We start from the raw sequence: 12,229 nt of genomic DNA on the forward strand, positions 1-12,229 counted from the left end.
ACCTCATCCAACGTGACTATTTTACCGCCAATCCCCGGAAAGAGCGCCGCAGGTGCGGAACAAATTCCGTCAGCGTGTGAGCTCGGATCGGGCGTCTGCCGTCACAACGATGGGAATTCCGTCAGGTACCAGAAAATTCACCACCGGCGGGTGGACGACGGCGGTAAGCACCACGCGCGCCGTCCTGGTGTCCGGTGCGCCGGTTGCCGGGTCGACGGTCAGTCCGTCGAACCGCGCCCCCGCTCCCGTCAGATCAAGATAATCCCGGACTGTGGACCGGACCGTTTCAGGGTGGAGTTCCGGTACCGGGGCGCTTGCACCCGGCAGGGGTTCGGCCAGTCCGTAGGTGTCGGCGGCGGTCAGGGCTGCACCGTCAGCCACTGACAAGAGCTTCTGCCGGTCAAGATAAACGGCCGAAGCGCCCAACACCACCGTGACCACCAGCAGGGTCAACAATAGGTAGCCAATGACCATGACCATCACCTGTCCGTCCTCCGGGTCCGGGAATCTGCTGTCTCGGTTGGACAGGACGAACGGGCGCATCACCTGAATCGTTCCACCAGCTGCGTCGCTGACGCATCGACAGCAACGGCTGAATCCCCCACGCCGCGGGAAGCGGGCATGAATGGCAGGGATATGCCCAGCCGGACAGCGACTGTCACGCGTGAACCCGGCGTCATACAGTCGCCGGTGCAGCGGATATCGATCTCTGCGGCTGAGGGATCGAACCCGAAGTCCCCCAGGACCAGGAAGGCGGCCTGACGCGCCTGGGACGTGGCCTCGGTCGCCGATTCCCCGGTCACATAGACCTTCGCCGCCTGATCGGCGGCACCGACCACCGCAAAGGAGCCCGCCTGCAGCTGACCGATTGTCAGGACGAAATAGATGACTGGCACCAGCAGGACGAGGCCGAGGAAGACGAACTCGATGACAGCACTTCCCCGCTCCTCGTCATTCGTCAGTGGGCTCCCGGGGAAGTGCGGCATGACCAGTCACCTCCAACACACCCGCGGGACCGATCAGGCCAATGACGGGCAGCGGCGCCCGCACAGTCACCACCAGGACCGACAGTCCGTCCCGGCTGACCTCCCCGACCGAGATGTCGTCGGCATAGCCGTCGCTGAGGGCAGTAGAAATGATTGATCCGGTCCGCTGTACGGCATCACCGGCAGATCGGTCGGCCAGGGTTCCGTACCGCGCGCCCGACGACGCGGCATCAATGAGTGTGTTGCGAACGTGAAGCACCAGGGTGAGCTGGATGACCGCAATGAAGATCACTGACAACAGCCCGCCGATCAAAGCGAAGTCAACCACCGCCGCGCCGCGCTCGGAACTGGTCCTGTTGCCGGAATCCGCCTGCACTACCGGCCCCTTAGGGATTGACGCGACTGATCGCATCGTTGAACATGTTCTCCAGCGCCGGGCCAGCCAGAGCGAGCAGTGCTGCCACCAGTACCGCCGACATGAGGGTAATCATGACCCACCCGGGGACATCCCCCCGTTCGGGTGGGTCTTCGTCGACGCTCGTCACGGCCCTCGTCACCTGGATCAGGACGAGCGCGAGGAGCAGGTGAGCTGCGGAAAGAATCCGCCGGGAGGGTGGGGTCGATTTCACAGGGTTCCTCTTCTGTCGGTTCTGGTACATGGCTGGACAATCACAGACCCAGGCTGATTAATGCGATGCCTGGATACACGGCAAAAAGGACTGTCAGGGGAAGCACACCGAATACGAGGGGCACCATCATCGCGATCTCCTTTTTCCCCGCGGATTCCATCAGCTCGCGTTTGGCCACATCACGAACGTCCTGCGCCTGGGCCCGAAGGACGTCGGCCAGCGGAGTCCCTCGTTGGACGGCGACGGTGATGCCATCCACAAAGCGCACCAACGGCGTGAGCCGGGTGCGGTTGGAGAATTCCTGAAGCGCGGTCATCAGGGGCATTCCTGCCCTGGTCTCGGCGAGCACGCGTTCGAATTCACGGGCAAGCTCCCCGTTTGCGGTGCGGCAGATACGTTCCAGCGCGCCCGAGGCACTTTCGCCCGCGCTGACGGCGAGCGCCATTAGCTCGGCGAGGCTGGGGAACTCGGCTAGCATTTTCGCCTCGCGGCGCTTGACCTGCACGGACAGGACGTAGTCACGGAACCCGTAGCTGCCCGCCGTGCAACCAATCACCACCAGCACCGCTGGAACCGGTCCGACACTGCCTGACACCGCGAGCGACACCATGAGGCCGGTGGATACGCTGAGGCCCAGCGCTGCCCAAAGAATTTGCTCGGCGCGGAAGTCGACCACCGGCTGTTCTTTTCCGGCCTGCGCCAGCCGCCTCGCCAGCACCGCGGATGCCGGATTGAACCGACCCAGCCAGCGGACGACGTCGTTCATCACCGGCCGAAGGATCCGCTCGATCGGGCCGAAGGGCGTGAGCGCCCCCGGAGGGTTGTTCAGCAACCGGGATCGGACGTCCACCGACCTCAACTGCGGTGCGACGCGGTCCACGAAGCGCGTCGGGCGGAGGACAGGAAGCCTCACCAGCATTAGCCAGAGACCAACCCCAAGCGTGGCACCAGCCAGCATCGCGAGTGCCTGGACGTCGATCACCGCAGCACCCGCTCGTCCTCGGGAAGCGCCCCGATTCTGAGCATCAACCGGTAACAGACCACCGAGATTACGAGACCGCCCACCAGCACTGCCGCCCCGGTGGGCGTGTTGTAGGCCCGGACCGCTTCCGGGCGGGTTGCAAGCAGCATCAACACCAGCCAGGGCGCCGCAACTGCGAGGCGCGCGGCGTTGATGGTCCACGATTGGCGGGCCACAAGTTCGCTTCGGGTGCGAGCGCTATCGCGAAGAAACTCGGCGAGTGTTCCCAACAGGCGCCCGAGATCTGAGCCGCCTACCTCTCGAGTCATCCTCAGCGCCTCGATGATGCGGTCTGCGACGGGGTCGGCGAGCCTCGCTTTCAACCGTCCGAGCGCATCATCAAACCGTGCACCGGCCCGATAGTCGATAGCGAATGTGGCGAAAGCCTGCCGCAACTCCACGGGGCCCTTCTCACCCAACTGGCTGATCGCTTCGGGCAGCGACAGGCCCGCGCGAATGGCCGACCGTAGATGATCCACGACGTCGGGCCAGAGTTCGCGCAGGGCCGCCGCCCGTCGATGGGCCCGCCACCTGACAATGCCCAGGGGAACGAAAGTGCCAAAGAGGCAGAAACAGCCTGCGATGGGTGGAGACCCGGTCACGATCAGGACCGCTAGGAAGACCAGCGTTCCGACTCCGAGAGAGGAGGCCACGAGGCCGCCGATCGAGACCGATTCGATGCCGGCACGCAGGAGCAGCTCCTCAATCCGTCGGGTCCCGCGGTGGGGGTGCTTGCCTCTTGCTGGCTGCGCCCAGCATGACCACCAGATCATGAACAGGCCGGCACCGAGCACCGCTCCGACGACGGCGGTCATGGGACTGGCTCCAGCAGGCGGGCAACCTGGAATCCGGCGCTGGCAAACTTTTCCGCTGCCGGCATGGCTGTTGCGGTGACCGCCAGTTCACCATCAATCCGCCGGAAGACCATCGAGGATTCGATGATCCCGTTCTCAACCCGTCTGCCCAGGGACAAAATTTCGGTGACCCGTCGTCGACCGTCGCGGAGGCGTTCGCAGTGCACCACCAGGTCAATGCAGGACGCGACCGTCGGCACCACGAAGGCGCTAGAGATGTTGTCTCCGGCCAGGAGCGGGAGGGTGCAAATCTTTGTCACAGCGTCGTGGGCACTATTGGCATGAACGCTGCACATTCCCGGCAAGCCCGAGTTGAGAGCCACGAGCATGTCGAGGCTTTCCGCCTCCCGAACCTCGCCGACGATCAACCGATCCGGACGCATTCTAAGCGCCTCCTTGACCAGCCTACGCAGCGGGATCTCTCCTTGCCCTTCGAGGTTGGGCGGCCGACACTGCATTCCCACCACATCCCTGAGGGGGAGCTGGAGCTCGAAGATCTCCTCGACCGTCACCACTCGTTCCCGTGAACCGATGCTCGACCCAAGACAATTCAGCAACGTCGTCTTGCCGGCTTGAGTGGCCCCGGACACCAAAATGTTCAGCCCGCTCGCCACCGACGCATCAAGAAAGCGCGCCGCCTGAGGCGAAAGCGTTCCCAGCCCGACCAGATGTTCCAGGCGCGTTGCCTTGGCGATGAACTTCCGGATATTCACTGACCAGTGGCGTCGGGTGACATCGGGGATCACCACGTGGAGTCGCGAACCGTCAGGCAGGGCTGCGTCTACGAAAGGTGAAGAAAGGTCCAGCCGTCTGCCGGAGGACTTCAGCATCCGCTCGACCAGGTCATAGATCTGCTGTTCCGAGAGGACCAGCGAGGTGAGCTCGGACTCACCCGACCGTGCCACGTAAATCTCTGCAGGGGAATTGATCCAGAACTCTCTGCCTATTTATGTGCGATGTTGGAAGGTGTCGTAATCCGCTAGTTTCCGGGGGTCAGTTCACTGTCCGCCGTTGGCGATATCGGACCGTTTGCGGACTTCTTGCGGACTTTCTGCGGACTAAAGGGGAAGGACCCCCGGGGTTAGTGGGGGTCCTTCGTTGGCGCTGGTTACCAGGTGCGAAAGGTACACCCAGCAGAGGTAACCATCATTCCGAGATCCCGGCTGAATTTGAAAGCAAAGACCGGGCGGTGATGTTGACGCCTACCTGTAGTTCACTTCAACGTGGTGAACGGTTTTCGTCCCGGTGATCGGGCTGAAACTTATGACGGTTCGCTCACTGTTTTCACCCGGTAGGGTGATATAGCTTCCCGGCTTTGCAATGACGTCAGGGGTCATGATGACCCGGCCCGACGAAACAACCTCTGCGCCGTTAGCGTCACGGATCAGAGTGTTCTCCCGGCTGACTCGGGCGCGGTGCAGAGTGGCGGTTTCTTCCCAAACGTCACCCATTGGACCGGAGCCAAGGAAAGCACGGACCCCCACGGTGTCAGGCAGTAGCCGCTTGGAGATCCTCACGCCGTGCGCTTCCGGTACAGGTGCAGGACGGCCAGCTCGGGAAGGGTGAAGCCGTCCAAGATGGCGGGAGACTCTGAGTAGTCCCCCACTGAGTACCGTTTCCCCTGTTCCGGGTTGGGCACGAGGCGCGCCGTGGCCGTCTTGATGACCATTCCCAGCGGTACAGCCGGGACACCCAGTGTGAAGCCGTTCCCCCGCGTGTACGCCTCCACAAACGCGGCGACGACAGGCAAGTGCTCCCCGGCCAGGGCGACGGTGTCAGTGTCGCCTCCCCGGCCAAGGAATGCTGCCACTTGGGCGGCTGTGGGCATCATTAGATCAGGATGCCCGTCAGCGCGACGATGGCTGCAGGGTTCAGCGGTGCAGCGTCATAACGTGCCACCACGCGGAGGGCCTGCTGGTCGAAGTCCGCGTAAGTCTCGGTGAGGACCTTTACCGACGGGGCGAGGTCCCGGGCGACGGCGATCTGTGAGAAGTCGATCAGGGCGGCGCGTCCGGTCGGGGTGGTCCCGATGGTGTCCGGTACCCGTGGGGTCACGATGACCTGTGCGCCCAGCAGACGGAACACGCCATCCTGTGTGGGGTCAGGCTGGAGCTGGTAGCGGCCCTGCGTGTCTTTGAGCTTACGGATCTTGGAGAAGTCCCGTGGCGTGATGACCCATTTGAGAGCGGCCATGTTCACGTTCGCGGCCAGTGCCAGCGCCCAAGCGTCGTGCAGGTGGTCGAGGGTCAGAGCGCCGCCGACGGCGAGCGACTGTGTGCCCGTGTAAGCGAAGATCCCCTTAGGAGTGGTGATTCCATCCCCGGACGCGGAGAGGAACTGTGTGTCGAGCTTCGCGGCAACGTCGGTCACCAGACGGTCCCGCAGTGCAGCGTCCAGGGCAACGACACTTTGACGGGCCAGCTCGTTACTGAACCGGGTGATGACCTTTACGGACTTCATGGTCGAGGGCAACAGAATGATTTCCGAGAACGTGGCATCCTGCTCGGTGATCAGCTCATTCTCCCCGTGCCATGCCGGGTTAGTCGGTCCACCCATCTTGGGGATACGAACCTGTGAACCGTTGGAATCGAAGATGCGCGGTCCTGCGGCGAGGAACACGGACTGTGTTTCCAGCGGCTTGACCAGGATTTTCTGGACCTGCTCGGCGGTCAGATCGTTTGCGCTTGTGGTTGCTGTCGATACAGCCATTGTGGGCTCCTAAAACGTGAGGGATGGGTTTCACGTCTGGAGCCTGTCCAGCAAACGTAGAGAGGGTGACCGCCAGGGTCACCCTCTCAGTGTACTATATACCCCCAGGGGGTATCAATCATCGACGCGCTGACCCCACCCGTTCCGCGTGTTGCCGTCCTTATCCCGGGTGCTGGTGTTCTGCGGGTTCAGGGCTGACAACTCCTGCGCGATAGAGAGCAGCGCGGCAACTTCGGCAACCTTCAGTCGCTGGTCGGTGGTCAGGTGTTCCTGATCGGACATGGAGCCGGAACTCCTCCCAGCGGCGGCTCCTATTGTCTCGGCCAATGAGTCCCATGCGATGGCATAGTCGTTGCTCATGATTTCCCCTTATCGTGCGTTAGACCGGAGGATTCCGGCCAAATTCACAGTATCGGACGCTGGCGACAGGATGCCCTGCCCAATGTCACCGGACGGGCGGCGTGACGCCAGGTGCGCCTTACGTTCCAGCAGTTCATCAATCGCCGCTATTAGGGCTTCAGGGCTGTCCAAGTGGGACTCGTCGAACGGCAGGTCTGTTGGGTCAGCTAGGCGTCCTGTGGCGCTTACAAGGGCGGCGTGGAGCTTCCCGGCGAGGTCGTCGGCACGCTTGGCTTTCACCCGCTGGTCGGCGTTTTCCTTCCGCAGTTTCTCCACGTATTCCTTGGGGAAGGTGCCAGGCACGGTTTCCGGCTCTGCGGTCGTCTCGACAACCTCGGGGGCGTCTGGGGTTTCCTGATCGGTCACAGGGGCGTCCTGCTGGACGGGGGTTTCAACTTCAGTGCTCATGCTGTGATTCCTTCTGCTGGTGCGGTGATTGCGGGTGTGATGCGTCCAATTTGTGCCGGGGTCATTCCCAGCGTGTCGGCCAGGACAATGTTCAGCGGTACACCGATCTGTGAGAGCTTCAGTGCTGCGTCCGCTGCCTGCGCGGGTGTCCGGGTTTCAGGGTTGGCCCAGATCGTCTCGAAGTCGAAACTGTCAACGTCGCGGCCCTGATCGACTGCGGCCACCAGCTTGGCAACCTCTCCCCAGCCCATCCCGAAAGTCCGCTGGAGACTCACGGCGCGGGATACCAGGGACGCCTCAGCGGAACGGATAGCGTCGGCGCTGGCAGGCTGGTCACCGTGCAGACCGAGATAGTGCGGCGGCAGTCCGGTGAGCGCTCCAATCTGCTGCGTGACCGTGGCGGTGAGATCCCCGTAACCGTCCAGACGTGCGCCGTCGAATTGGCCGAATTTTGTTTCCGGGGCTTCGGACTGCCAAAGCTTCCCGGCTTCATCGGTGAAAGGATTGACGGGGTTACCGTTGGCGTCCTCACTGATTTCTAGGCCTGTTGCCCAGCGCCTTGGGCGTGCGAAAAACTCGCTGGTGACCATAGCGTCGGCCATCAGCTTATTCAGGGCGTCGGTGAGATCCAGGACGTCGGCCATTTCAGATACGCCGTCAATCTCACTGAGCCGTCCCTTATTCACTATCGGGACCACCGGCACTACTCCCAGTGGGTTATTGATCGTCTCGGTGACAGTCCAGCCGGTACTTGGGTAAAGGTCCGTGACGTTCGCCGCCGCGGTGAGCTTCAGAATCCGGTCCGGCAAATAAAGGACCGCGTAACCCGTCCCCTCCACAGTCCACCGCTTCAGCGCTGCGGTGACTTCACGGCTGGCAGGGTCACGGAGGACAGCGAGGTTCCGGGGCGACTCGACACTGATCTGAGGGCGTCCGTTCCGCGCCCACACCGTGATGAAGGACCGGCCATAGACCAAGGCGTCCGTGTGGGCCTGCTGGTGGGCGTCCTGCATATGGCACCGACGCCACACCTTCCACAGTGCCGGGTCCGCGTCATCGGTCCCGTCTGCCCTGAATCCGGTGATCGTTAGCCGTTCGGCCAGGGCGGTGACCGCGAGCCGGGGGAAGTTCACCGAGAGCGTCCGCAGACGGTTCCCCAATGCGGTTTTCGCTTCCGGCGAGAGGAACGCGGCAGGCTGTGTGCCCATCCAGTACGTGTCCAGCGTGTCGAGGACCGGCGTCCCCTCGGTCATCTTGTCGGAAAGGGTCTTTACTAGCTGCTCGGTGTTCAACATTTGTACTCCTTAGAACGCCGCAACACGGCGGCGTTTGATGGTGTTGGAATGAAACTGTGCGCGGTCCACAGCGGCGATTGCCGCGACAGCCGCGTCGATCTTTTTCTTGGACATTCGCTTGTCTTTGGTGACTACCGTTCCCTGTGGTGTCGCCACGGCGACGCAGTTGGTGAAGTGCTTCATCAGCCGCGTGTCCCCGTCATGAGTGATCTGTTTGGTGTTGATCAGTTGGTAGAGCCGGTCAGTTGCCGGGGCCATCCTGGTGCGCCGTGACGTGTCCCATTCCAGGACCCGCTTGGAGCCGTACTTTGCGGCCCATTGCTCCATTTCAGAGCGCCAGCCCCACGGATCGCACGCCAGATCCAGGACGTCGAACGTCTCAAACGCCATGTCAACGTGCGCCGATACTTCATCCCGGGATACCCGCCAGGACGTGTCGCCCGGGTTTTCCCAGATCCCGACGACAAACGCGTGCGGGTTGGCTTCCACCGTGCAGGCGATCAATGCTGTGGAGTCACCGGAAGATGATCCATCGAATCCCAGCGTGACCTGTGCCCCGTTCGGAATGGTCCGCTCAAGATCGGCCAGGGCCTCGAACTGCCCAAACTCCAGCCAAGAATCCACACCCTTATGCCATAACCCCATCCGCAGCTGAATAAAGGCAGGTTCCCGTAGCGTCTTACGCGCCGCCAGCAGACCATCCTCGGAGAGAAACGGCTTGGCGCAAGTCATCGCAGGATTGCCGGCCTTCACCGCTTCCATATCGTCCGGGCTGGAGCCTTCAGGACTGGCGAACTCAATCAGGAAAAACGCTGGATCATCACCGGAGCGGCCAAGCTTCACGAGATCCCACATGATCGAATCCTCAGACGTGCCCGGGGTACTGATCGCCAGGGTGAGAGACTGCGGACGCTTACCCGACGCGCTGGTGATCGCTTCCCAAACTTCCCGGGTCACAACGTGCAGCTCGTCAACAATAATCAGCGTGGCATCCCACGAGTTGAGCGCGTCAGGTTCGGCCGGCAACGGGGTTAGCGTGCTGTCAGTGTGAGGAACATATACGCGGTCACTGAACACTTGCACCCGCTCAGCGAGCAAAGGATTCAGAGCGATCATCCGCTTAGCCTGATTCACCGTGACGTTCGCCTGCCGCTGGTCAGACGCGACCACCAGAACCTCTGCGGAGAACTGCCCGACAAACATTTCCGCGACCGCCAGCATTGCAGCCAGCGTCGTCTTGGCGTTTCCCCTCGGCATTGAACATAAGGCGTTACGAATACCCGGTGCGAAACTGCCACGGATGATCTCCTGCTGGAAGTCCTGCAACTCCACAGGCTCACCCGCGCCATGCCCACGAGGAACAATCAGGTAATCGTGAATAAACCGGATGCGGCGCTCTGCGGGGTCCGTGGGATAGGCGCTGAAGTCCAGTGGTGGCGCAGTAATCGCGGCCTTGGGACCGGCTACCACGGGTCCACCCCGGCACGCGGACGAGATACCCCTGGGGAGTATGATAAAAACTTTGCCTTCACCCCCGGGGCTGTGGCCCCTCTCGTCCACCCCTTATCCCCCACTGTCAAGTTGCGCCCAGTTGGAGAGACGGCAACGATCCGTTGGGGACGGTCTTCAGTGGTGCGCTGTCCGGGTCCGGGCTTGGCTTGTCCGGCCTTCCTATTGCAGGGGCCACAGAGGACGCGGACGTCTTGCACACGGATGATCTTGTTCGCTTTCTTACGTGCCCAGGCTTCGGGTGTGTGGTCGAGTTGGAGGTCTTCGGTGGACAGGCACCAGGTGCAGAACGGTTGAGCCTTACGTGCACGCTCACTAAGGCGTCGCCATGCGTGGTCATACCCGCGCCGCTCGGCTGGTGGCTTGGCCGGTGCCGGTGGTCGGTGCTTGGCACAGCGTGACTGGTCGGTGATCTCGTCGCATACTTCACACGGCTTCATGAGTGCCATCAGTTGACGTCCTGTTCCGTGTTCCCCGGGAACAACTCAGTAACGGCGGAATGGTGTCCTGTTTGCTCTGTTCCTGTTCCTGTTCCTCTACCCTGTGTCTCAGGAACAGAGGAACACTGCTGACGGAACACTCGGAGCGCTGCAGTTGCCCTGTTATTTCCCCAGCCCATCCGGGTGGCGAGGTCCCTAACGTTGGAGGGCTGCGGGTCCAGCGCCTTGATGTCTGCGAGGTCTTGTGCGGGGACAGCTTCCGGCATCCGCTCCCCATCAGTCGGTGCCCAGAGCGTCCAGGGGCTGTCGTGTCCTGCCGGGTTGAGCTTGAAAGTACCGGCGAGGGGTTCCTTCGAGTCCGTAGGAGACTTGGCCCTCAGTCCTCCGTGGCGGTCTTTGCGGATCGCCAGGTAACAGGAACCACCCTTGCCGGGAGTAAAGGCATCCTTGATCGTCACGCGGATGGAAACGCCGCCGATTGCTCGGGTCTTGGCACCAGTGCCGGTGGGTCCTTGTGCTTTGGAATCGGGATTCTTGGCTACGTGGTCAATGATGATGACGCAGGCACCTGTGATCGCCAGCTTTTTTAAGACGTGGGTGTGAGCGAGGGTGAAGTCGTCGGGGCTATTGGAGTTGAGGTTCAGCGTTGGCAGGAGTTCACCGATGCTGTCAATGACGACGACACCGGGTTCCCACGTCACGAGGTCCCTAACCGTTTCCATCAGGTCGTCTTTATCCTCAGGTTCCTTGTACCGGAACCTCTCCAGGTTGGCGAGGATAGACTCAGGAACTCCAAGGTCGAGGAGTCGGACGGTAACCGACTGCATTCCGTTATGGTCGAGGTCAAGAATTGCGGCCCGTCCACCAAGGGTCAATACTTCGGCTACTGCTGCGTAGGCGATCCAAGACTTCCCTGATTCTGGTTCACCGAACAGCCCATTGACTTGGCCGCTGTAGAAGATGCTGGTGCCGTCTGTGCGGGTGAGGACTTCGGGGGCTGGTGGTTCGGGGAGTCCACCGGAGAGGAGTCCTGCCACGTCGCCATATTGGACCTTCTTTGATGGCCTGTTTTCCGTGTTCCTTGTTCCTGACATAGGGGGTACGGGAACAGGAACAGAGGAATCGTCGTAGGATTCGGCGCGGAAGTAGTCAGGGATCGTCATTTCAGAACTCTGCAAGTCGCGGTGCCCCTTCCATTGCTTCACGCCAAGCCGCGACGATGTGGGTCCTTCCGACGATCTGCCATATCAGGTCGGTTCGGAAGAACTCGGGGGACGTCTGCGGCTTGTACTGGCCGACATGGAGCCGAACAAAACTGTCCGGCGCGAGGGCATCAATCGCTTCCCGGCTCTGTCGTTCGAACTCGTAGGAGTCGTACCCGCAGATACTGGGATAATCGGCAAGGTGAAGCTCGGGGACGTACTGGATCACTTGGTCCCCCACACATCTGGCTTACCGAGATCCCGCTCCAGTTGCTCCAGCAGTTCGGAGGGTTTCACCCCCATCTCGTCGGCGAGCCGGAGGAAAGCTTGGACGGTGGCTGGCCACTTGCTAGGCTGATTCATTAGAACCTTCTTCTTGACGGGAGTTTGGTTGTTGCCCTCACTGGAATTGGCGTTCCGGTGGGGGTTTTTTTCGTCCACTGCGGCATCATTGAGCGGCCCGGTGTGGCTGGTGCCGTTCCAGTACCCGCTAGACCAGGCTTCGGCAAGGTTCGCGGCGGTGATCACGCCGATTCCTGAACGTCGAACGCGGCGTTGACCCAATCGATAACGTCCTGCTCCCGGTACATGACACGACCACCGATTTTGGCTGACTTTGGGCCCGTTCCGTTATGGCGCATCCAACGAAGTTGCGCCGGGGTCTTACGCAGCATCTCTGCTACTTCGTCCATCGTCTGTAGTTTCATGGCCTTCAGGGTTTCCACTTTGCCTCCATTGATTGGGATATCCGGTTTATCATGGAAATCCATCCGGGAT

Annotated in this window: 16 protein-coding genes and 1 pseudogene; all 17 read right to left on the reverse strand. The window is 61.6% G+C overall.

The genetic code is table 11. The features are described from left to right. Positions 1-69: 69 nt before the first annotated feature. The gene (locus ACX80A_RS00745; RefSeq protein WP_459257760.1) at positions 70-543 is read right to left on the reverse strand and encodes a pilus assembly protein TadG-related protein; all 474 of its coding nucleotides are present in this window, start codon (positions 541-543) and stop codon (positions 70-72) included. Beyond that, the gene (locus tag ACX80A_RS00750; RefSeq protein ID WP_459257761.1) at positions 543-986 is read right to left on the reverse strand and encodes a hypothetical protein; all 444 of its coding nucleotides are present in this window, start codon (positions 984-986) and stop codon (positions 543-545) included. Before ACX80A_RS00750 ends, ACX80A_RS00745 begins: the two co-directional genes overlap by 1 nt. After that, positions 952-1,362, reverse strand: a complete 411-nt coding sequence (locus tag ACX80A_RS00755; RefSeq protein WP_459257762.1) for a TadE family protein — start codon at positions 1,360-1,362, stop codon at positions 952-954. Before ACX80A_RS00755 ends, ACX80A_RS00750 begins: the two co-directional genes overlap by 35 nt. A 10-nt stretch (positions 1,363-1,372) precedes the next feature. Next, entirely contained in the window at positions 1,373-1,552 is a 180-nt protein-coding gene (locus ACX80A_RS00760) for a hypothetical protein (protein ID WP_459258338.1), read from the reverse strand. 103 nt (positions 1,553-1,655) lie between these two features. Next, entirely contained in the window at positions 1,656-2,597 is a 942-nt protein-coding gene (locus ACX80A_RS00765) for a type II secretion system F family protein (RefSeq protein WP_459257763.1), read from the reverse strand. Next, positions 2,594-3,451 (reverse strand): type II secretion system F family protein, encoded by an 858-nt coding sequence (locus tag ACX80A_RS00770; protein WP_459257764.1) that lies wholly within the window; start codon positions 3,449-3,451, stop codon positions 2,594-2,596. The genes ACX80A_RS00765 and ACX80A_RS00770 overlap by 4 nt, the downstream gene beginning before the upstream one ends. Then, positions 3,448-4,428, reverse strand: a pseudogene (locus tag ACX80A_RS00775) (CpaF family protein); the annotation flags it as partial. The pseudogene ACX80A_RS00775 and the gene ACX80A_RS00770, both read right to left, overlap by 4 nt. Before the next feature lie 575 nt (positions 4,429-5,003). Further along, entirely contained in the window at positions 5,004-5,321 is a 318-nt protein-coding gene (locus ACX80A_RS00780; RefSeq protein ID WP_459257765.1) for a hypothetical protein, read from the reverse strand. Continuing rightward, positions 5,321-6,199 (reverse strand): phage major capsid protein, encoded by an 879-nt coding sequence (locus ACX80A_RS00785; RefSeq protein WP_459257767.1) that lies wholly within the window; start codon positions 6,197-6,199, stop codon positions 5,321-5,323. The genes ACX80A_RS00780 and ACX80A_RS00785 overlap by 1 nt, the downstream gene beginning before the upstream one ends. 114 nt (positions 6,200-6,313) lie before the next feature. Next, positions 6,314-6,559, reverse strand: a complete 246-nt coding sequence (locus tag ACX80A_RS00790) for a hypothetical protein (RefSeq protein ID WP_459257768.1) — start codon at positions 6,557-6,559, stop codon at positions 6,314-6,316. A gap of 9 nt (positions 6,560-6,568) precedes the next feature. Beyond that, positions 6,569-7,006, reverse strand: a complete 438-nt coding sequence (locus ACX80A_RS00795; protein ID WP_459257769.1) for a hypothetical protein — start codon at positions 7,004-7,006, stop codon at positions 6,569-6,571. Further along, positions 7,003-8,301: a phage portal protein gene (locus ACX80A_RS00800; protein ID WP_459257770.1), complete on the reverse strand. Its 1,299-nt coding sequence runs from the start codon at positions 8,299-8,301 to the stop codon at positions 7,003-7,005. The genes ACX80A_RS00795 and ACX80A_RS00800 overlap by 4 nt, the downstream gene beginning before the upstream one ends. Before the next feature lie 9 nt (positions 8,302-8,310). Then, a complete protein-coding gene (locus ACX80A_RS00805; RefSeq protein WP_459257771.1) occupies positions 8,311-9,771 on the reverse strand; it encodes a terminase large subunit domain-containing protein in 1,461 nt (486 codons plus the stop codon). 487 nt (positions 9,772-10,258) lie between these two features. Continuing rightward, positions 10,259-11,413: an AAA family ATPase gene (locus tag ACX80A_RS00810; protein WP_459257772.1), complete on the reverse strand. Its 1,155-nt coding sequence runs from the start codon at positions 11,411-11,413 to the stop codon at positions 10,259-10,261. Position 11,414: 1 nt separating this feature from the next. Next, on the reverse strand, positions 11,415-11,681 hold the full coding sequence (locus tag ACX80A_RS00815) for a hypothetical protein (protein ID WP_459257773.1): 267 nt from the start codon (positions 11,679-11,681) through the stop codon (positions 11,415-11,417). Then, positions 11,678-11,980: a hypothetical protein gene (locus ACX80A_RS00820; protein ID WP_459257774.1), complete on the reverse strand. Its 303-nt coding sequence runs from the start codon at positions 11,978-11,980 to the stop codon at positions 11,678-11,680. Before ACX80A_RS00820 ends, ACX80A_RS00815 begins: the two co-directional genes overlap by 4 nt. After that, complete coding sequence (locus ACX80A_RS00825; protein ID WP_459257775.1) at positions 11,977-12,222, reverse strand: helix-turn-helix transcriptional regulator; 246 nt, start codon at positions 12,220-12,222, stop codon at positions 11,977-11,979. Before ACX80A_RS00825 ends, ACX80A_RS00820 begins: the two co-directional genes overlap by 4 nt. Positions 12,223-12,229: the final 7 nt, after the last annotated feature.

It is taken from the genome of Arthrobacter sp. TMN-50 (assembly GCF_054511125.1).

Coding starts and splice junctions, on each gene's coding strand:
- ACX80A_RS00745 (WP_459257760.1), bottom strand. CDS start 543: ATGCGCCCGTTCGTCCTGTCCAACCGAGACAGCAGATTCCCGGACCCG.
- ACX80A_RS00750 (WP_459257761.1), bottom strand. CDS start 986: ATGCCGCACTTCCCCGGGAGCCCACTGACGAATGACGAGGAGCGGGGA.
- ACX80A_RS00770 (WP_459257764.1), bottom strand. CDS start 3,451: ATGACCGCCGTCGTCGGAGCGGTGCTCGGTGCCGGCCTGTTCATGATC.
- ACX80A_RS00780 (WP_459257765.1), bottom strand. CDS start 5,321: ATGATGCCCACAGCCGCCCAAGTGGCAGCATTCCTTGGCCGGGGAGGC.
- ACX80A_RS00785 (WP_459257767.1), bottom strand. CDS start 6,199: ATGGCTGTATCGACAGCAACCACAAGCGCAAACGATCTGACCGCCGAG.
- ACX80A_RS00790 (WP_459257768.1), bottom strand. CDS start 6,559: ATGAGCAACGACTATGCCATCGCATGGGACTCATTGGCCGAGACAATA.
- ACX80A_RS00795 (WP_459257769.1), bottom strand. CDS start 7,006: ATGAGCACTGAAGTTGAAACCCCCGTCCAGCAGGACGCCCCTGTGACC.
- ACX80A_RS00800 (WP_459257770.1), bottom strand. CDS start 8,301: ATGTTGAACACCGAGCAGCTAGTAAAGACCCTTTCCGACAAGATGACC.
- ACX80A_RS00810 (WP_459257772.1), bottom strand. CDS start 11,413: ATGACGATCCCTGACTACTTCCGCGCCGAATCCTACGACGATTCCTCT.
- ACX80A_RS00825 (WP_459257775.1), bottom strand. CDS start 12,222: ATGGATTTCCATGATAAACCGGATATCCCAATCAATGGAGGCAAAGTG.